The sequence below is a fragment of the Microbacterium halotolerans genome, from assembly GCF_003569805.1.
In the GTDB taxonomy this organism is placed as follows: domain Bacteria; phylum Actinomycetota; class Actinomycetes; order Actinomycetales; family Microbacteriaceae; genus Microbacterium; species Microbacterium halotolerans.
Genome location: NZ_KZ984051.1, coordinates 213,816 through 232,835, shown reverse-complemented (window position 1 = coordinate 232,835; position 19,020 = coordinate 213,816). Strand labels below are relative to the sequence as shown.

The 19,020-nt window shown below is 67.9% G+C and carries 19 protein-coding genes; 14 read left to right on the top strand and 5 right to left on the bottom strand.

Annotated features, from left to right (window positions below; translation table 11 throughout):
• Positions 1 to 62: 62 nt before the first annotated feature.
• On the bottom strand, positions 63 to 764 hold the full coding sequence (gene purQ, locus DZG09_RS01020) for a phosphoribosylformylglycinamidine synthase subunit PurQ (RefSeq protein ID WP_119695885.1): 702 nt from the start codon (positions 762 to 764) through the stop codon (positions 63 to 65).
• A complete protein-coding gene (purS, locus tag DZG09_RS01015) occupies positions 761 to 1,009 on the bottom strand; it encodes a phosphoribosylformylglycinamidine synthase subunit PurS (protein WP_119695884.1) in 249 nt (82 codons plus the stop codon). The genes purQ and purS overlap by 4 nt, the downstream gene beginning before the upstream one ends.
• 103 nt (positions 1,010 to 1,112) lie before the next feature.
• On the opposite strand from purS, the gene DZG09_RS01010 reads away from it, so the two are divergent.
• Complete coding sequence (locus DZG09_RS01010) at positions 1,113 to 1,472, top strand: PLD nuclease N-terminal domain-containing protein (protein WP_119695883.1); 360 nt, start codon at positions 1,113 to 1,115, stop codon at positions 1,470 to 1,472.
• Positions 1,473 to 1,729: 257 nt separating this feature from the next.
• Here the strand turns inward: DZG09_RS01010 and DZG09_RS01005 are convergent, their stop codons facing one another.
• A complete protein-coding gene (locus tag DZG09_RS01005; RefSeq protein ID WP_162893083.1) occupies positions 1,730 to 2,572 on the bottom strand; it encodes a DUF308 domain-containing protein in 843 nt (280 codons plus the stop codon).
• A 244-nt stretch (positions 2,573 to 2,816) separates the two neighbouring features.
• Between DZG09_RS01005 and DZG09_RS01000 the strand changes: the two genes are divergently transcribed.
• The 12 genes from DZG09_RS01000 to DZG09_RS00945 all read left to right on the top strand — a co-directional run bounded on the left by DZG09_RS01000 (position 2,817) and on the right by DZG09_RS00945 (position 16,145).
• Positions 2,817 to 4,055, top strand: coding sequence for a sensor histidine kinase (locus DZG09_RS01000; RefSeq protein WP_119695881.1), 1,239 nt, complete (start codon positions 2,817 to 2,819; stop codon positions 4,053 to 4,055).
• A 165-nt stretch (positions 4,056 to 4,220) separates the two neighbouring features.
• Positions 4,221 to 4,916: a response regulator transcription factor gene (locus DZG09_RS00995; protein ID WP_162893082.1), complete on the top strand. Its 696-nt coding sequence runs from the start codon at positions 4,221 to 4,223 to the stop codon at positions 4,914 to 4,916.
• 204 nt (positions 4,917 to 5,120) lie between these two features.
• On the top strand, positions 5,121 to 6,389 hold the full coding sequence (locus tag DZG09_RS00990; protein ID WP_119695879.1) for an ABC transporter substrate-binding protein: 1,269 nt from the start codon (positions 5,121 to 5,123) through the stop codon (positions 6,387 to 6,389).
• Complete coding sequence (locus tag DZG09_RS00985; RefSeq protein WP_119695878.1) at positions 6,386 to 7,441, top strand: carbohydrate ABC transporter permease; 1,056 nt, start codon at positions 6,386 to 6,388, stop codon at positions 7,439 to 7,441. The genes DZG09_RS00990 and DZG09_RS00985 overlap by 4 nt, the downstream gene beginning before the upstream one ends.
• Entirely contained in the window at positions 7,438 to 8,334 is an 897-nt protein-coding gene (locus tag DZG09_RS00980) for a carbohydrate ABC transporter permease (RefSeq protein WP_119695877.1), read from the top strand. Before DZG09_RS00985 ends, DZG09_RS00980 begins: the two co-directional genes overlap by 4 nt.
• Before the next feature lie 2 nt (positions 8,335 to 8,336).
• Complete coding sequence (locus DZG09_RS00975) at positions 8,337 to 9,827, top strand: GH1 family beta-glucosidase (protein ID WP_119695876.1); 1,491 nt, start codon at positions 8,337 to 8,339, stop codon at positions 9,825 to 9,827.
• Positions 9,805 to 10,833: a LacI family DNA-binding transcriptional regulator gene (locus tag DZG09_RS00970; protein WP_240423582.1), complete on the top strand. Its 1,029-nt coding sequence runs from the start codon at positions 9,805 to 9,807 to the stop codon at positions 10,831 to 10,833. Before DZG09_RS00975 ends, DZG09_RS00970 begins: the two co-directional genes overlap by 23 nt.
• Positions 10,834 to 11,197: 364 nt before the next feature.
• A complete protein-coding gene (locus DZG09_RS00965; RefSeq protein WP_119695874.1) occupies positions 11,198 to 12,274 on the top strand; it encodes an ABC transporter substrate-binding protein in 1,077 nt (358 codons plus the stop codon).
• A gap of 11 nt (positions 12,275 to 12,285) precedes the next feature.
• Complete coding sequence (locus DZG09_RS00960) at positions 12,286 to 14,055, top strand: ABC transporter permease (protein WP_162893081.1); 1,770 nt, start codon at positions 12,286 to 12,288, stop codon at positions 14,053 to 14,055.
• Positions 14,052 to 15,209, top strand: coding sequence for an ABC transporter ATP-binding protein (locus DZG09_RS00955; RefSeq protein ID WP_119695872.1), 1,158 nt, complete (start codon positions 14,052 to 14,054; stop codon positions 15,207 to 15,209). The genes DZG09_RS00960 and DZG09_RS00955 overlap by 4 nt, the downstream gene beginning before the upstream one ends.
• The gene (locus tag DZG09_RS00950; RefSeq protein ID WP_119695871.1) at positions 15,206 to 15,694 is read left to right on the top strand and encodes a cob(I)yrinic acid a,c-diamide adenosyltransferase; all 489 of its coding nucleotides are present in this window, start codon (positions 15,206 to 15,208) and stop codon (positions 15,692 to 15,694) included. The genes DZG09_RS00955 and DZG09_RS00950 overlap by 4 nt, the downstream gene beginning before the upstream one ends.
• Positions 15,687 to 16,145 carry an NUDIX hydrolase gene (locus DZG09_RS00945; protein ID WP_205529017.1) on the top strand — a complete coding sequence of 153 codons (459 nt, stop codon included), beginning with the start codon at positions 15,687 to 15,689 and terminating at the stop codon, positions 16,143 to 16,145. The genes DZG09_RS00950 and DZG09_RS00945 overlap by 8 nt, the downstream gene beginning before the upstream one ends.
• 107 nt (positions 16,146 to 16,252) lie before the next feature.
• On the opposite strand, the gene DZG09_RS00940 is transcribed toward DZG09_RS00945, so the two are convergent.
• Together DZG09_RS00940 and DZG09_RS00935 are read right to left on the bottom strand one after the other, a co-directional pair.
• On the bottom strand, positions 16,253 to 17,020 hold the full coding sequence (locus DZG09_RS00940; RefSeq protein WP_240423580.1) for an SDR family oxidoreductase: 768 nt from the start codon (positions 17,018 to 17,020) through the stop codon (positions 16,253 to 16,255).
• A gap of 80 nt (positions 17,021 to 17,100) precedes the next feature.
• Positions 17,101 to 17,964, bottom strand: a complete 864-nt coding sequence (locus DZG09_RS00935; protein ID WP_119695869.1) for a PPK2 family polyphosphate kinase — start codon at positions 17,962 to 17,964, stop codon at positions 17,101 to 17,103.
• Between the two features lie 292 nt (positions 17,965 to 18,256).
• Here DZG09_RS00935 and DZG09_RS00930 point away from each other — a divergent pair, with 292 nt between their 5' ends.
• Positions 18,257 to 19,018: a LamB/YcsF family protein gene (locus tag DZG09_RS00930; protein WP_119697305.1), complete on the top strand. Its 762-nt coding sequence runs from the start codon at positions 18,257 to 18,259 to the stop codon at positions 19,016 to 19,018.
• Positions 19,019 to 19,020: the final 2 nt, after the last annotated feature.

Below are 19,020 nucleotides of genomic sequence, written 5' to 3'. Positions count from 1 at the left end.
CCTCCCACGCCTTGACTGCGAAGCGGACCTTTCGCATCGCACCGGATGCTGCGGCATGCGCCCTACGTGGCGGCGAGCGTGGCGCTGATGGCGCTGGTGAAGAACGCCAGGCCGTCGACGCCGGAGCGCATCGCGGCGGGGGTTCCAGGTCCGAAGCCGGGCTCGACGGCGTGCTCGGGGTGCGGCATCAGGCCGACGACGTTGCCGGCCTCGTTGGAGACGCCAGCGATGTCGTTCAGCGAACCGTTCGGGTTCACGCCCACGTAGCGGAACGCCACGCGACTGTCGCCCTCGAGCCGCTTCAGCGTCTCGGCATCCGCGGTGTAGCCGCCGTCGGCGTTCTTCAGCGGGATGATGATCTCCTGACCGGCGGAGAACTCGCTCGTCCACGCGGTCGACGCGTTCTCGATGCGCAGCTTCTGGTCGCGCCGGATGAACTGCTGGTGCGCGTTGCGGATCAGGCCTCCGGGCAGCAGGTGCGCCTCGACGAGCATCTGGAACCCGTTGCAGATGCCGAGCACCGGCACACCCTTCGCGGCGGCGTCCTTCACCTCGGCCATGATCGGCGCGTGCGCGGCGATCGCGCCGGCGCGCAGGTAGTCGCCGTACGAGAATCCGCCCGGCAGGATCACGGCGTCGACCCCGTCGAGGTCGTGCGATCCGTGCCACAGCGCGACCGGCTCGGCTCCCGCGGCGCGCACGGCGCGGCGTGCATCGCCGTCGTCGAGCGAGCCGGGGAAGGTGATGACGCCGATCCGGGTCATTCGACGACCTCGATGCCCACAACGTCCTCGATCACCTGGTTCGACAGCACGTCCTCCGCGACCTGCTTCGCCTCGGCGAGCACCTCGTCGGTGACCTCGCCTTCGACAGTCAGTTCGACCCGCTTGCCGATGCGGACGTTCTGGAACGATCCGTGCCCGAGACGGGCGAGGGAACCGGTGACCGCTTTGCCCTGGGGGTCCAGGAGCTCGGCCTTGGGCATGACGTCGACGACGATGGTGGGCATTGAGGAGCTCCGGATGTCGCGGGCAGGGTGTGCGGGTTCATTCTATCCGCGCGACCGTGGCTGTCGTGACGCGTCGCCGCGGAACGCCGGTACGATATGCGGCATGTACGTCGTCCTGACCGCCGTCGCCTTCGTCTTCTTCGTGATCACACTCGTCGACGTCATCCGGCGCCCCGAACCCCAGGTGAAGTTCCTGCCGAAGATCGCCTGGGTGTTCGTCGTCATCCTGATCCCGCTGCTCGGCAGCGTGCTCTGGTGGGCGGTGGGACGCGACTACTCGGTGGCGGAACCGGCATCGAGTGCGTTCCCCACCCGCGTCGTGGACCGCACCAGGCCCGCTCCGCCGCCTTCGCGCCGTCGCTCGACCGAGCAGCAGCTCGCCGATCTCGAGCGCGAGGAGAAGGAGGAGCGCCTGCGCGCCGAGATCGACCGCAGGCGCCGTGAGAAGGGGCTGGAGGCGTAGCTCTGCCGCTCGGTCGCTGTCGGACGCGTGCTCGGACAAGAGTGCGACCGCCGGGGTGAGTGGGTTCTTCGCCCTGTTGACCGGATGGTCGGATCTCGTCCGGTCGCAATCGTCTCACGAGGTTGGCGTTGAGTCGGCGCGTGTTCGGGGCCGCGGGTGAGAAGGAACGGTGTGAGCACGCCGTCCGCACGGATGGTCAGGTCCGCGCGATGGCCCGGCCCCGCGAAGGGAGCGGGCCATCGCGCAGAGGTCGGGCGTTACGGCAGGCTGACGAACACCTCGTCGGCGAGGAAGCCGGGAGCGATGCGGAGCAGGCCGCCATCCAGATCGGCTGGCACGAGCAGTGTGACCGTGCCCGTTGTGGTGCCGCCGTCGTAGAGCTCGGCAGCGCTGTCGAAGGAATCGTCCAGTACGGCGATCGAGTCATAGCCGTTGGTGACTGTGCCGTCTGCGCTCACGAACGCGAACTGGAGCTCCGCCGCGAGGCCGGAGTCGGAGCCGTGGTATGTGGCGGTGGGAGTAACGGTGATCCACACTTCGCCATCACCCGGTTCATCGTTGAAGGGATTGCCATCGGCAACCTCAGCGTTCGCATCCGGGTTGAAGTCGGCGAGCGTGATGGTCCAGTCGTTGTTCTCGATAGTGGCGTCGAACGACACCGGGTTCTCACGGGTGCCCTTCTCCGCCTCCGCGGCGTCGCCGTCGTCCTCGGTCGCGGCGGGCTCCTCCTCTGAGGTGCTTTCGTCTTCGGTGATCACGGTGTCGCCCCCGGATGCCTCGTCGAAGGCGTCGTCCACCGCCGTGGCGACCACGGTGAAGAACACGATCGCGCCGACGATCGAACCGACGACCGACAGGATGAGGCCGACGAGACCGGCCCACCTGCTCTTCCCGCGCAGGCAGAGCGCGACGATGCCCAGGACGAACGCGATGGGAAGCAGCAGCCAGCCTACGATGAGCGCGCCGGGGATGCAGGCGAAGACGAAGCCGGCGACGCCGACGACGAGTGCGATCAGACCGACGGTGTTCTTCTGCTTGGGGGCGGGCGGCACCGGTGCCGGCGCCATCGGGGACGTGGGAGGGGTGGCGTTCTGAGACATGCTGTGCTTTCTGTGCGAGTGGGCGTGCGACACGGCGCCGCGCGCCCACGGACGAAGACCGAAGGGTGGGCGCAGAGTGCGGCATCGCCGCTCGAATCTCGCCGAATATCGGTTCTTCACAAAGTGTCCGGCACATCCGAGGTTCGCAGAATCCTCATATTCGATCGTCCGTGTCCTCGAATTCGAGGGGTGCTCCCGACGAACCGATGATTCGGACGTCGCAGGTGTCGAATAGCCTCATGGCGTGCAGCCGTCCGGAGCCAGCCCGTCGCGCGTCGTCGTGATCACCGCATCGATCGTCGGCACGATCGTGCTGTTCGCGTTCGGATGGTTCGTCGGGTTCATTGAACTCTTCAACGTGCCAGGCGCCGTCACAAGCACCCAGCAGCTCACGGGTCTCGGAGCGCTCGGAGGCGTCGTCATCACGGCGGCATGGGTCACGGTGTTCTGGCGGCACCGTGTGCCGGTCCTGGTGCTCGCGGCTGGCGCGGTTCTCACCGTGCTCGGCTCGGAGTACCTGCTTCTGCTGATCGGCGGCTTCGCCGTGGCCACGCGCCGGCCCGGTCGGCTCGTGCGGTGGGTGCGCTGGGGCGTGCCGGCGGCCGTGGTCGGTTTCGCGCTGCGTGAGGCCTTCGGCCCGTGGGGCGGCGCCGTGGTGTGGGCGCTGGCTGACAACCGTGAGTCACCGGTGCTCGAGGTCGTCGCCCCATTCGTGATCGCGACCCTCTCGCTCGGCGCGTACTACGGCGCTCTTGCCCTCTCACGTGCGTATCGCCGCACCGACACCGCCACCCATCGGGCGGAGCACGAGCGCGCCAGGGCCGACATGCTGGGCGACGAGCTCGAGCGCACCAGGGTGCGCGAACAGGTCGCGCGCGAGCTGCATGATTCCCTCGGGCAGAGGCTCACGATGATCTCCTTCCGCAGCGATGAGATCGAGACGGCCGCCGCCGCGGGCGATCCGCGCGTCGTCGACTTCGCTCGCTCGCTGCGCGCCGAGACGGTGCGTGCGGCCGACGATCTCGGCGCACTCGTCAACGATCTGCGCACTCCGCTGGGGCATGCGCCGTCCGCCCCTGCGCCCACGATGCGCGGCATCGCCGACATCGTGCGCTCCCACCGCGCGGCCGGCGTGCGGCTCGAGACGATGATCCTGCTCGAGGGGCTCGACGGTGCGAGCGATCTGCTGCACCAGAACGTGTACCGCCTTGTGCAGGAGGGGCTGAGCAATGCGGTCAGGCATGCGCCGGGGTGCGTCATCCGGATCTTCCTCGATGGCACACCGATCGACGGCGTGCGACTGCGCATCGAGAACGATCTCGCCGCAGCACCCGGCGCGCTGTCCACGCACGGCGCGGGCCTCGGGGCGACGGGAATGCGCGAGCGCGTGGATCAGATCGGCGGTGAGATCTGGATCGGCGAACACGAGGGGCGGTTCATCGTCGATGCGACGCTGCCATGGCTGACGCCTGATGCGAGCTGACCAGTGTGCAGCGCCGCGGCTGCGCGGCGGACGCCCGGATGGCGCGGACTTCGTGCATCGAAGCGGGGATGCATCGAGGCGCGAGCGACCCGGTTGCGACCGGCGGCGCCGTGGGAGCGGATCCCTCGGTGACTCGACGTCGGAGGCGGTTCGTAGACTGACGACGTGACCGACCAGACCGCGCGCCCGATACGGGTGGTGATCGCCGACGACGAGGTGATGGTCCGTGGGTTCATCGCAGACAAGCTGGCGCATGCCGACGGCATCGAGGTCGTGGCCGAGGCGGGCAACGGTCGGGAGGCGGTGGAGGCCGCCCGCGCGTACGCTCCCGACGTGCTGCTCATGGACGTGAGGATGCCGGAGCTCGACGGCATCCGTGCCACGCGTGAGGTCGCCAGAGTCGCGCCCGACGTGCGGGTCGTCGCGATGACGGGGCTCGCAGTCGACGAGTACGTCGGCAGCATGGTCGAAGCGGGTGCGCTGGGGTTCCTGCCCAAGGTGAGGGTCGCGGACGAGATCGAGCAGACGATCCGGATCGCCGCAGCAGGGGAGAGCTTCGTCGGCCCGCGTGCCGAGGTCACCCGGATGATCGCCGAATCGGCGAGTGGTGCGGCGAACGATGAACAGACGGCGGCCCGCCGGTTGTATGAGCGGCTCAGCCCGCGCGAGAGCGAGGTGGCGCAGCAATTGGCGCTGGGGCTCAAACTTCCCGAGATCGCCGATCTGCTCGATATCAGCGTCACGACGGTGCGCAGCCATCAGGGCGAGGTGCTCGCGAAGCTCGGCGCGAACAACCGCACGATCGCGGCGCAGATCATCGCCAAAGCAGGGTTCGGCCCCGACCTGTTCCCCGGCCGTTAGCACCGGGCGCACCCGAATCGGGGCCGACCCGATCTCGATCCGCCGACTCCCTTGACAATCATGGGAGCGCTCCCATAACGTGGTGCCTCAGCAGTGGGAGCGCTCCCACGCCGCGCCGGACCTCCCGACGCACCCTCCCAACACCACAGAAGACGCGGCTCCGGATGCCCGGAGCCGCGGAAACCACCACGAAGGAGTGGAAACGTGATCACACCTGCAACCCGCCGCGCCGCCAGTGGCGTGGCCGTTCTCGCGGCCGGAGCCCTTGCGCTCAGTGCCTGCGGAAGCGACGACGGCGGATCGAATGCCGATTCGGATGGCCCGATCGAGCTCAGCATCGCCACCTTCAACGACTTCGGGTACAGCGACGAGCTGCTCGCCGAGTACGAGGCCGAGCACGACGTGAAGATCGTGCACAACAAGGCGGCGACGACCGACGACGCTCGCGCCAACTTCTTCCAGAAGCTCGGCAGCGGCGGGCTCAGCGACATCGAGGCGATCGAGGTCGACTGGCTGCCCGAGGTGATGGAGTACTCCGACATGCTCACCCCGGTGCCGGATGGCCTCAAGGGCCGCTGGCTCGACTGGAAGGAAGCGGCTGCAACCGACGCCGACGACAACCTGATCGCCTACGGCACCGACATCGGGCCGGAGGCCGTCTGCTACCGCGAAGGCCTCTTCGCCGATGCAGGTCTGCCGACCGACCCGGATGAGGTCGCCGGTCTCTTCGGCACCTGGGACGACCTGTTCCAGACCGGTCAGGAATACGTCGACGCGACGGGCGAGCCGTTCCTCGACTCGGCCAGCTCCGTGTTCCAGGCGCTGATCAATCAGCAGGAGAAGACCTTCGAGGACACCGACAACTCGATCATCGCCACCGACAACCCGGCGGTGCGCGAAGTGTTCGACACCACGGTCGAGAACGCCAACGACATCGCGGCCTACCCTGACCAGTGGAGCGAGGACTGGTATGCGGCCATGGCCAACGGCGAGTTCGCCGCGATGATGTGCCCGCCGTGGATGCTCGGCATCATCGAGGGTGAGGCACCGGATGTCGACGACTGGCGGATCGCGAACGCATTCCCCGGTGGCGGCGGCAACTGGGGTGGGTCGTACCTGACCGTGCCCACCCAGGGCGAGAACGTCGAGGCGGCCCAGGAGCTCGCCGACTGGCTGACTTCGCCTGAGACCCAGATCAAGGCGTTCAAGAACGCCGGCACCTTCCCGAGCCAGCCAGACGCCTACGAGTCGGACGAGCTGCTCGGCTACACGAACGACTACTTCGGCGGCGCTGCGCTCGGCGAGATCGGCATCGAACGTGCCGAGGCTGTGAGCGTCGAGCCGTACAAGGGGTCGAACTACTTCCAGATCCGCGACGCACTCAACGACGCGGTCACCCGGGTGTTCAACGGCACCGAGTCCGCTGACAAGGCATGGGACACCTGGGCCAACGAGGTCTCGTCGATCGGATGACCATTCAGTCCACTCGGCCGGGAGGGCGCTCGTCGTCCTCCCGGCCGCCCAAGCCCGAGCGCCCCGTCAGGGTGATCTCGTTCTCGCACAAGCTCAGCCGGTGGGATCTGAAGTTCTCGCCGTACCTGTACGTCTCGCCGTTCTTCATCATCTTCGCGCTCGTCGGGCTGTTCCCGATCGGCTACACGGCCGTGATCTCGTTCATGGACTGGGATCAGGTCCGCGGTTCCGGCGAGTTCATCGGCTTCGACCAGTACGTGTGGATCCTCGGTCAGGCGAAGTTCTGGATCGCGCTGCGCAACACCTTCAGCATCTTCCTGCTGTCGGCGATCCCGCAGATGATCCTGGCGATGTACGTCGCGGCCGCGCTCGATCGGAACATCCGGGCCAAGACGTTCTGGCGGATGAGCACCCTGCTGCCCTACGTGGTGGCGCCCGTCGCGGTCGGCCTGATCTTCAACGCGCTCTTCGCCGACAAGTCGGGAGTCATCAATCAGGTGATCACCTTCGTCGGCCTGCCGGAGATCCGGTGGCACGTCGACGCATTCTGGAGCCACGTCGCCATCGCCACGATGGTGAACTACCGCTGGATGGGCTACAACGCGCTCATCCTGCTCGCCGCGATGCAGGCGATTCCGCGCGACTACTACGAGGCCGCGCGCGTCGACGGTGCGGGGGCGTTCCGGCAGTTCTGGAGCATCACGCTGCCCTCGCTGAAGCCCACGCTGATCTTCGTGATCATCACGGCCACGATCGGCGGGCTGCAGGTCTTCGAGGAACCCCGGATGTTCGACCAGTACGGGCAGGGCGGCCCAGGTGCGCAGTGGCTCACCATCACCCTGTACCTGTACGAGATCGGCTGGGGGCAGTGGAACTTCGGGCGGGCATCCGCTCTGGCATGGCTGCTGTTCATCATCATCCTGGTCATCGGTCTGATCAACCTGTTCGTCACCCGCTCGCTCGTGAGAGACGAAGGTGCCAGAGGCGCGCAGCCGACGCGCGCCCAGCGGCGGGCGAAGCAGAAGGCGGCACGAAAGGAGGCGCGGCGATGACGGCGACGATCGACACCCACACCCTCACCACGAAGCCCGGCCGTCGCGGTGGGCGCGCCACGCGCATCAGGGGCACTCGCCCCGGGATCTGGACGTACGCGTCGCTCGGGGTCGTGCTCGCGGCGAGCCTGTTCCCGCTGTACTTCTCCTTCCTGATCGGCTCGGGAGACTCGACCACGCTGCGCGACCCGAACAAGTCGTGGATACCCGGCGCGAACTTCGTCGACAACGCGATCTCGGTCATCAGCGATCCGTCGGTGAACTTCTGGCCGGCACTGTGGAACAGTGTGTGGAGCTCGACGCTCATCGCGATCAGCGTCGTGGTGTTCTCCACCCTGGCAGGCTGGGCGTTCGCGAAGCTTCGCTTCCGCGGCTCCGGCGTGCTGCTGGCCTTCGTGGTGGCGACCATGGCCGTGCCGCAGCAGCTCGGCGTCGTGCCGCTGTACATCCTGTTCTCCGAGGTGGGCTGGACGGGCAAGGTCGGTGCGGTCATCGTGCCGATGCTCGTCACGGCGTTCGGAGTGTTCTGGATGACGCAGTACCTGCGCCAGGCGGTTCCGGATGAGCTCATCGAGGCGGCGCGAGTGGACGGTGCCAGCATGATCCGCACCTTCTGGACGGTCGGCGTCACCGCCGCCCGCCCTGCTGCGGCGATGCTGTTCCTGTTCACCTTCGTGACCGCGTGGAACAACTTCTTCTGGCCGTTCATCGTGCTCGACAGGCAGAACCCGACGCTTCCGGTCGCGCTGAGCCTGCTGCAGTCCAACTATTTCGTCGACTACTCGATCGTTCTCGCCGGCGTCGTGCTCGCGACCCTGCCCCTGCTGCTGCTGTTCGTGGTGGCGGGCAAGCAGCTGGTCAGCGGCATCATGGCCGGTGCGGTGAAGGGATGAGCATGACCCGTTCGTTTCCGTCCGACTTCCTCTTCGGTGCGGCCACTGCGGCCTACCAGGTCGAGGGCGCCGCATTCGAGGACGGACGCACTGCCTCGATCTGGGACGCCTTCAGCCGGCATCCGGGTGCGGTGATCAACGCAGACAACGGCGACGTCGCCTGCGACCACTATCACCGCTACCGCGACGACGTCGCGCTGATGCGCGAGCTGGGCCTCGGGAGCTACCGGTTCTCGACGTCGTGGTCGCGGGTGCGCCCCGACGGCGGGGCGGTGAACCCTGCCGGCGTCGACTTCTACTCCCGCCTTGTCGACGAGCTGCTCGCTTCGGGCATCACGCCGTGGCTGACCCTGTACCACTGGGACCTGCCGCAGGCGCTTGAGGAGCGCGGCGGCTGGACGAACCGCGACACCGTGGCGCGCTTCGTGGAGTATGCCGCGACCATGCACGACGCGCTCGGTGACAGGGTGAACATCTGGACGACGCTGAACGAGCCGTGGTGCTCGTCATTTCTGTCGTACACAGCGGGCGCTCACGCGCCGGGGCGTCAGCGTGTGGACGAGGGCATCCTCGCCGGTCACCACCTGCTGCTCGCCCACGGTGAGACGGTGCGCGAGCTGCGGCGGCGCGATGCGTCGCTGCAGCTGGGCGTGACGCTCAACCTCACGGTGGCCGATGCCGTCGATCCGGATGACCCGGCCGACGCCGACGCCGCACGCCGCATCGACGGTCAGTTCAACCGCTGGTTCCTCGACCCGATCGCGAAGGGCGCGTACCCAGAGGACATCGTGGCCGACTTCGCCGCGGTCGACGCCGGTGCGGTCGCGGACTTCGAGGATGCGGTGCATCCTGGGGATCTGGAGACGATCTCCGCGAGGCTCGACTTCCTCGGCGTGAACTACTACCACGGCGAGTACGTCGCGGGGCGCGAGCCCGAGGTCCCCGTGCCGGGCGGGCACGCCCCCACGGACAGGGCGACCTCGTCGCCGTTCCCGTCGCACCAGAACATCCACTGGCACGATCGCGGTCTGGCGCGCACCAACATGGGGTGGGAGGTGCAACCGGATGGACTGACGCGTCTGCTCGAGCGCGTCGCAGGGGATTGCCCGGGCGTTCCGCTGTACGTCACCGAGAACGGCATGGCGGCAGACGACGAGCTCGTCGCGGGGGAGGTCGACGACGTCGATCGCGCAGAATACCTGCGCGGCCACCTCGGCGCCGTGCTCGACGCGATCGGGAACGGCGTCGACGTGCGCGGGTACTTCTACTGGTCGCTGTTCGACAACTTCGAGTGGGCGTGGGGGTACGAGAAGCGGTTCGGCATGGTGCACGTCGACTACGGCACCCAGGTGCGCACGGTCAAGGCCAGCGGGCGCGAGTACCAGCGGATCATCCGGGACCGCGCGCTCGCCGCTGTGCCTCGAGTGCCGGTCGCGGCAGGCGAAGCGGGCATACTGAAGGCGGATGAACGTGACGGACCGGACGGCCGCTGACGGCACGCGAGCAGCGCAGGCAACGATCGAACAGGTCGCTGCCCGTGCCGGCGTGTCCAGATCGACGGTCTCGCGCGTGCTCGGCGGCGGCTCCCGGGTGAGTCCCGCGGCGCTCGACGCTGTGCACGAGGCGATCGAGGAGCTCAGCTACGTGCCCAATCGGGCTGCGCGATCGCTCGCCACGAAGCAGACGCATGCGATCGCTCTGGTCGTTCCCGAGGACACCACGCGGTTCTTCGGCGACCCGTTCTTCGCCGCCATCGTGTCGGGCATCAACGCGAGGCTGTCGACGACGGATCACGTGCTGAACCTGTTCATCGCATCCGACGATGTCGGTGACAAGACGACCAGGTACCTCAGGGCGGGGAATGTCGACGGTGCGATCGTCGTATCGCACCACACCAGCGACTCGTACATCGACCGGATCGCGGAGGCCGTGCCGCTGGTGTTCGGCGGCAGGCCCGTGGTTTCACGCTCCGACGACTACTACATCGACGTCGACAACGTCGCGGGAGGAAGGGGCGCGACGACGCACCTGATCTCGCGCGGCGCGCGCCGCATCGCGATGATCGCGGGCCCCCGCGACATGCCGGCGGGCATCGACCGTCTGGAGGGCTTCCGCAGCGCCATCGCGGCAGCGGGGCTGGAACCGGGCCCCGTCGTCGAGGGCGACTTCACGCTCGCCGGCGGCGGAGACGCGGCCAGGCGGCTGCTGGCACTGGGCGAGGATTTCGACGCGCTGTTCGTCGCAAGCGACCTGATGGCCAGGGGAACGATCGGCGTCTTCCGCGAGGCCGGCCTGCGCGTGCCGGACGACCTGAAGCTGATCGGCTTCGACGACTCGCCCATGGCCACGAGCGCGACCCCGCACCTGACCACGGTGCGCCAGCCCTCGCACCTGCAGGGCGTGACGATGACCGACGTGCTGCTCGCCCGCCTGCGCGGCGAGGACCCGCCCCGCGTGACCACGCTGCCCACCGAGCTCGTGGTGCGCGACTCGACGTAGCGGCGCGCCGTCAGTGCGCGCATCCTCATCGCCTATCGCTGCTACTGGCGCCCAGCAGCGGCAGGTCGAGTTCGAGCGCCAGCACGATCGCGGCGGCTCTGCAGACGTCCGAAGTCGCGATGCCACGTCTCGGGCTGCGTCATATGCACCGAGCAGGCTCGCCGCGTGCGAAACATGAACGCGGCGCGAACTGCGGGTGAAGAGTCTGCGACGTGTGGTCGGACGGATGATGTCTTCGAAGCGCGAGCATTGCGCCAGGCTTCACTCTTCGTTCAGTGAGAGGTGCGCACTGGCCTGGCCCCGCGTTCACCGCCGAACGTGAAGCTTGTGGTGTTCCGCGACCCCGACCCTGGAGATCACACCGATGTCTCGTTCCCTTCGACCGTTCCTGTTCGTCGGCCTCGGCGCAGCGGCACTCGCGCTCACCGCCTGCGCGGCGCCTTCCGCGAGCACCGAAGCAGCCGATGCCGGTCCCATCGACTCCACGACCTGCACGCCCGAAGACGGTGCTCTGCGCATCTACCTCAACCCCTACGGCGAGACGCTCAGCAGCGCCTTCTCCGCAGACACCGGCATCGAGACGGAGATCGCCGATCTGGGCGGAGGCGAGATCCTCGCGCGGATCGCCGCGGAGGCCAACAACCCGCAGTGGGATGTCGTGGTCTTCGACGGGCACGGAAGCCTGCAGGCCCTGGCCGACCAGGGCCAGCTCCTCACGGGGCAGGAGCCGGCGGGGCTCGCGAACCTCAGCACAGAGGGCCTCGCGCTGACGCCGTCCGATCGCTCGTGGATCCCGTTCAGCGAACACGCTGCAGCGCTCATCGCGTACAACACCGACGCGATCTCCGAGGCAGAAGCGCCGACATCCTGGGGCGACCTCACGGATGCCTCCTACGCACCCGTCGGCATGGCCGATCCCGCGGTCGCTGCACCGGCATACCCGATCGTCTCGTCGTTCTTCCAGGATCTCGGACAGGAGGCCGCAGAGGACTACTTCTCGACCCTCTACGGCAATGGTCTCAACGCCTATGCGAAGAACGGCCCGGTCGGCGAGGCGCTCGTCTCCGGCGAGGTCCCAGTCGCAGCGCTGCAGGAGCAGAACGTGTACGGCCTCATCGAGGCAGGAGAGCCGGTGAGCTTCGTCTGGCCAGAAGACGGAGCGCCCGGTGTGGTGCGTGCGATGGCGATCAGCGCCGAGTCGCCGCGTCCGTGTGCTGCGCTCAAGCTCATCGATTGGATGCTCGACGCCGAGAACGTCGCGCACCTGATGGCTGAGGGCGGCGACGACGGCATCATCACACCGTTCGTCGAGGGCGTCGACACGTCGTCGCTGCCGGCCGACCGCCCTGCTGACGGGGAGCTCCTCCTGACCGACGCCGATTTCGCGGCTGAGAACGAAGCGCCGATCAAGGACTGGTTCGCCAACCTGATGGCGGGGTGAGGCACCAGGACATGGCGACGACGACAAGGTATGCGACGCCTGCGCGATCGCGCCCCCTGCATGCCGTCACGGCTGGAGATGTGCTCGGATGGGCACTTGTGGGGGTGCTCGCCGTACTCATCGGTCTGCCGCTGGTCCTGGTGCTGCTTCAGTCGGTGTTCCCGGGTGTCGGACTGTCGGCGACGTGGGGATTCCAGCCGGAGCTCCTGGGCGAGATATTCGATCGACCGCTCTGGCAGCGCTCCCTCGTGAATTCGCTCGAGCTCGCGTTCGGCTCGATGCTGCTCGGCGGCGGACTCGGATTCGTGCTCGCGGTGCTCCGGCACAGCGTCGCATTTCCGGGAGCGCGGCTGCTCGACCTCTCGGCATGGACGCTCCTGGTCACACCATCGTTCATCCTCGCTCAGGGATGGGTGCTCTTCGGCTCGCCGTCGGGTATCGCCGCCAACACGTTCGGCATGGCGTGGGTGGGTGACGTCGTCTTCAGCCCGGTCGGCCTCATCGTCATCATGAGCCTCATCCAGTACCCGCTCGCCTACCTTGCGGTGAGCGCAGCGCTCCATTGGGACGACCCCGTCTATCGGCAGGCGGCGGCACTCAGCGGAGCACGCGGATGGACCGTTCTGCGCACCATCCGGATGCCGCTGCTGCTGCCGGCCGCGGCATCCGGTGCGGTCCTGGTGTTCGTCGACGTGATCGGCGACTTCGGTCTGCCCGCGGCGCTCTCGGCTTCGTACTCCTTCCCCACCCTGCCGTATTCGATCTACGCCTCTGTGCGCCAGAGTCCCGTGAGCTTCGAACTCGGTGGCGTGCTGTCGTTCTACCTCGTGGTGATACTCGCCGTGGCGGTCTTCTTCTACCTGCGGCTCCTGCGGCGCAACAAGTACGACTTCCTCACCGCGCAGGCGACGCTCGCTCCACGGCCGCGCGCGAAGCAGCCGTGGCTGTGGGCCGCAGTGTCACTCGCCACGGTGCTGTTCACCATCGGCCTACCGCTCGGGGCGTCCCTCCAAGTTTCGGTGTCGAAGTCGCTCTCCGGCGGGCTCACGGGAACGAACCTCACGCTCGAGCACTATGCTGCGATCCTCGCTTCGGGCTCAGCGATGCTCGAGGGAGCAGCCAACAGCCTCGTCATCGCCCTTGTCGTCGCGCTGATGACAACCGCGCTCGGGTTCCTCATCGCGTTCGTGCTGACTTTCACGCGCTTCCGAGCGAGAGCGCTGTTGGATGCCACGGGTGTGGTCGCCCTTGCAGTGCCGGGCATCGTGCTCGCTGTCGGCTACATCTTCGTCTGGAATCAGCCCGTGCTGGCTCAGTGGGGCGTCGCGCTCTACGGCAAGCCAGCGCTCCTTGTGCTCGCCGGCGTCGCGACGGCGCTGCCGGTTGCCGTGCGTCTGCAGATGGGCGCACTCGCACAGGTGCCCGCAGCCTTCCTGCACTCGGCGGCGCTGTCCGGCGCGGGCCTCGCGGTGAGGCTGCGCACCATCCTGCTGCCGATCGTCGCACCAGCGGTGCTCTCCGCCCTGATCGCGGTATTCGCATCAGGGGTCTTCGACCTCGCGGCTACGACCATGCTCGCGCCGCCGAGCTTCGCAACGCTGCCCGTGGAGATCCTTCTCGAGTACGAACGCGGCGACTACGGGTACGCAACCGCCGGGGCGATGCTCACCGCTGTGGTCGTCATCGTGATCGCGTCCATCGGCACCGTCGTCGGGCGCCACCTCATCCGCCGTTCCTACGAACAGCGAGCATCCGTCCCACCTTCGGAGGTCTCACCATGACCATGCAAGCGACTCCGCCGCGACCTGCCGACGCCGCGCGCCCAGCAGCTGTGGCCAGGAGCGGGCTCACGATCGACCGTGTGACGTGCCGCTACGAGGGCTCGCGCCGGCCAGCGTTGAACGAGCTCTCCGTCGAGGTGCAGCACGGTGAGACGCTCGCCGTGCTCGGCCCGTCGGGCTGCGGCAAGTCGACCCTCCTGCGGGCCGTCGCCGGCATCGAGCCCATCTCCGGGGGCGGTATCCGCCTGGGAGATCGTGAGCTCTCCCGCTCCGGCTTCACACTCGACGCGGATCGTCGCGACGTGGGGATGGTATTCCAGAACTACGCGCTGTGGCCGCACCTCCGGGTGTACGACATCATCGGGTACGGGCTGGCGCACGGTCGTCATCGCACGAGTCGAGCCCGCCGCGAGGCACGCGTCGCCGAACTCGTGGCGATGCTGCAGCTGGAGGGGCTCGAACAGCGTCGACCGGCCGAGCTGTCGGGCGGGCAGCAGCAACGTGTCGCGATCGCGCGCGCCCTCGCCACGGAACCCTCCGTGCTGCTCTTCGACGAGCCGCTGTCGAACCTCGACGTGCAGTTGCGGACGACGATGCTCCCCGAACTCGCGTCGCTGCTCCGCAGGCTCGACACCACCGCCGTCTATGTCACACATGACGTCTCCGAGGCGCTCGCACTCGCCGACAGCGTGCTCGTGCTGGACTCGGGCGTCGCGGTTCAGCATGCATCGCCTCGCGAGATCTCGGAGCTCCCCGCGACGCCCTGGGTCGCCATGATGGCCGGATACCGCACCCGCATCGCACCGGATTCGGCATCGCAAGATGCCGGCCGTGCTCGGATACGTGTCGACGGATTCGAACTCGAGGGACGCGCCTCGGGCGACCGTGATGCAGCGTTGGCGGCCTACATCCATCCCGATTCGGTGCGGATGACCATGTGCGACGCTGCCACCAGCGACGAGTCGCGCATCGCAGGCAGGGTGCTGGGAAGCACCTTCGAGGGGCGCGGATACCGATTGAGAGTTCAGCTGCCAGGCAACGGTGAGGTCGCCGTGCGATCGACCGAGTGGGTTCGCGACGGTCAGACCGTCTCACTCGCCGTCGACCCCACAGGCGTCGTGGTCTTCGGTGCCCGAGACAGGGCCGCATCGTGAGCAGCATCGTGATGCTCTTCGTGGGAGACGGCTGGGGCAAGAGCGCCGCGGCTCTCGGATACGCGACCAGAAGCGCTGGACGCGGCTGGTCGACTCTCGTGGTGCAGTTCCTCAAGGGGAGTGCTTGGAACACCGCCGACTCAACGGCCGGTCGCCGACTCGGGATCGAATGGCCGTCGTTCACGCGTTCGCTGACCTGGGCGCAGGGCGACCCGGTGCGTCTGGCCGGTGAAGCGTGGACAGTCGCGAGCGACGCGATGGTCTCAGCGCAGTACGGCCTCATCGTGCTCGACGAGATCACGCACGCCGTGGCATCCGGCTGGCTCGACGAGCGAGCCGTCGTGAGCGGGATCGCCGCACGCGCACCCGAAACGAGCGTGATCATGACCGGTCGAGGCGCGACTCGGCGAGTCCGCTCCGTGGCCGACACCATCACCCGGTTCGACCGAGTGAAGCATGCGGGAAAGAAGGGCATCCTTGGCTGAGCGGCCACTTGTGCTCGCAGCGGGAGGGGTGGTTCTGCGCCACGGAGCAGAAGGCTGCGAGGCAGTCATCATCCATCGACCCCGGCACGCGGACTGGTCGTTCCCGAAGGGCAAAGTCGACCTCGGCGAGACGCTCGCCGAGACCGCACTGCGTGAGGTGTGGGAGGAGACCGCACTGCGCTGCGCGCTCGGCGTCGACCTGGGAGACGTCGAGTACGAGCTCCCGGAAGGCGGTCTCAAGCGCACGCGGTACTGGACCATGCGAGTCGTCATCGAGGAGGAGTTCGTTCCGGGTGACGAGGTCGACGGAGTGCGCTGGGTGCCGGTCGCGGCGCTCGCAGGCGAACTCACGAGCCCCATCGATCGCGCCCTCGCCGTTCGGCTGACGGCTGAGCTGGCGGAACCGACGAAGCCGCGATGCTCGAGCAGTGTGCGGTCAGATGCTCGTTGACGGTGGTGGAGAGCGCTGACGTCGCGGCGTGCGGGCGATCGAGGTCGACGGAGTCTCTCTGTTCCGAACGGCCTGACCTCCTGAAGGAAGCCGGACCGTCGCGCCGATCAGATCGCGGTGTAGCCGCCGTCGATGATGATGCTCTGCGCCGTGAGATAGCTCGAGGCGTCGCTGGCAAGGTAGACCGCGAGGCCGTGCAGGTCCTCTGGCGTGGCCATTCGACCCATCGGGATGCGGCTGATCCACTCGTTCGCCAGCACGGGGTCGGCCTCGATGACCTCCTTGGTGAGGTCCGTGGCGACGTATCCGGGGGCGATCGTGTTCACGCGCACGCCTTCGGCGGCCCACTCGACTCCGAGCGAGGCGGCCAGCTGGTGCACGGCGGCCTTCGACGCGTTGTACGCGGCCTGACGCTGCGGCACGTTCACAGCGAAGCCCGACATCGAAGAGATCAGGACGGCGGACGCCGGACGGCCGGCCTTCAGCGCGCGCTTGGCGAACGACTGGGTCGTGTAGAAGACGCCGTCGACGTTCACACCCATGACGGTGCGCCACTTCGACTGCGGGTAGTCGACGCTGTCGCCGATGATCGTCAGCCCCGCCGCGGCGAGCAGCACGGTGGGCGTGCCGAGCTCTGCGTCGACGGCGACGAAGGCGGCCTCGACGTTGTCAGGGTCGGTGACGTCCACGACCTGTCCCGTGGTCTTCACGCCGTAGTCCGCCGCGAGCTTCGCTGCGGACTCTGCGACGCTCGGCGACAGATCGAGCAGCGCGACGTTCATGCCCTGATCGGCATATGCGGTCGCGATCGAGTAGCCGATTCCTCCGGCGCCTCCTGTGACGACGGCCACACGGCCCTTGAGATCTTCGAACACGTTGCTCCTCCATCGGTTCGTGGTCCGGCGCATCGCCGTAGCCTCCGGGTCGATCGTATCTTCTGCGCGATAGGCAGCGGTCACATCGTGGCGCGAAGGCGCGCCATCTGTTCTTCGACGTCGAATTCAGCCCGCGGCCACTGCGGATCGATGTCCTCGAGAGTCTCGATCAGGATCGCCTGAACCGCGAGCCGTGCGTACCACTTGCGATCGGCGGGAACGACGAACCAGGGTGCCTCGTCGGTTGAGGTGCGCTGGATCGCCTCTTGATACGCGTACTGGTAGGCGGGCCAGATCGCCCGCTCGTCCACGTCTGCGGAATTGAACTTCCAATGCTTGTCCGGCCGCTCGAGGCGCTCCATGAGGCGCTCGCCCTGCTCCTCGTACGACATGTGCAGCATCACCTTCACCACGCGGGTGCCCTGCGCGACGAGCCGTCGCTCGAAGTCGACGATCGCACCATAGCGGCGCTCGAGCTCATCCGGTTCTGCGAGTTCTCGTACGCGCCCGATCAGCACGTCCTCGTAGTGCGACCGGTCGAACACGCCGATGAAGCCGGGCCTCGGCACCCGCTTCTGCACGCGCCAGAGGAAGTCGTGCGCGAGCTCCTCCTCAGTCGGCGCCTTGAACGCCGCCAGCTCGACGCCCTGCGGATCGACGCCGCCCACGACATGGCGCACGATGCCGCCCTTGCCTGCCGAGTCCATCGCCTGCAGCACGAGCAGAACCGAGTCCTGCGCACCCTTCTGCCCCGCCGCGAACAGCCGCTCCTGGAACTCGGAGAGCTCGGCGAGGCCCGCGATGAGGTCGGCAGCACCGGACTCCTTGTCGCCGTCGTAGCCCGGCGTCGACCGCGGATCGACGCTCGGCAGCACCAGGTCGCTGTGGGCGCGCAGGTGGTCGCGCGCGTCGGTGATTCCGTGGTTGTGGTGTTCGCCGGCCATCCGATCATTCAATAGGCAGCGTCTCTTTCGCACAAGCCGGAGGCAGACGCCGTTGCGATGGCGCGGGGCGGCGATGCGGAAGGACCGCGATACACAACGCAGTCGATCCGCGCTCCGCACCGCGTGGGCCGCCCGAGCCATCGCGGGAGAGCTGCCCCGACTCTTCCAGATCGACTGCGTTGTGTCGTGGGCCGCACGTCCTGTCGACTGGTCCGGCTCATCCGGATCGACTGCGCTGTGTCGCAGCTGCACGTCCAGTCCCCAGCCCCGGCCGCTCCGGTACCGTGTGCTCATGGCGACGATCGACGTGAACTCCGACATGGGCGAGAGCTTCGGTCGCTGGCGGCTCGGCGACGATGAGGCGATGCTCGACATCGTCACGAGCGCGAACGTCGCGTGCGGATTCCATGCCGGAGACCCGGTCACCCTGCTCGACACGGTGCGCGCCGCGGCCGAGCGCGGCGTCGTGGTGGGCGCGCAGCCCGGCTACCGCGACCTGGCGGGATTCGGCAGGCGCCCGCTCGGGGCATCCGGTCGCGAAGTCTACGGTGACGTGCTCTACCAGCTCGGTGCGCTCGACGCGATCGCGCGGTCGGTCGGCGCGCGCATCCGGTACGTGAAGCCGCACGGCGCCCTCTACAGCACGGTCGCCAGCGACGACGAGCACGCTCCGGCCGTGATCGACGCGGTCGGCGACTTCGATGAGACGCTGGCCGTCGTGGGGCTCGCCCGTTCGCGGTTCGTGCAGCGGGCGGAGGAGGCGGGCCTGCGCACCATCGGCGAGGCATTCGCCGACCGTGCGTACACGCCGTCGGGAACGCTGGTCGATAGGCGCGAGCCCGGTGCTGTGCTGACCGATCCGCAGGAGATCGCCGACCGGATGCTGCGGCTGATCACGGACCGCGAGATCGTCGCGGTCAACGGGCGCATCGTGATGTGCGAGGCCGATTCCATCTGCGTGCACGGCGACACCCCCGGCGCCGTCGAGATGGCCCGCACCGTGCGCGCCACCGTCGAGGGCGCAGGCGTCGAGGTGCGGGCGTTCGCCCATTAGGC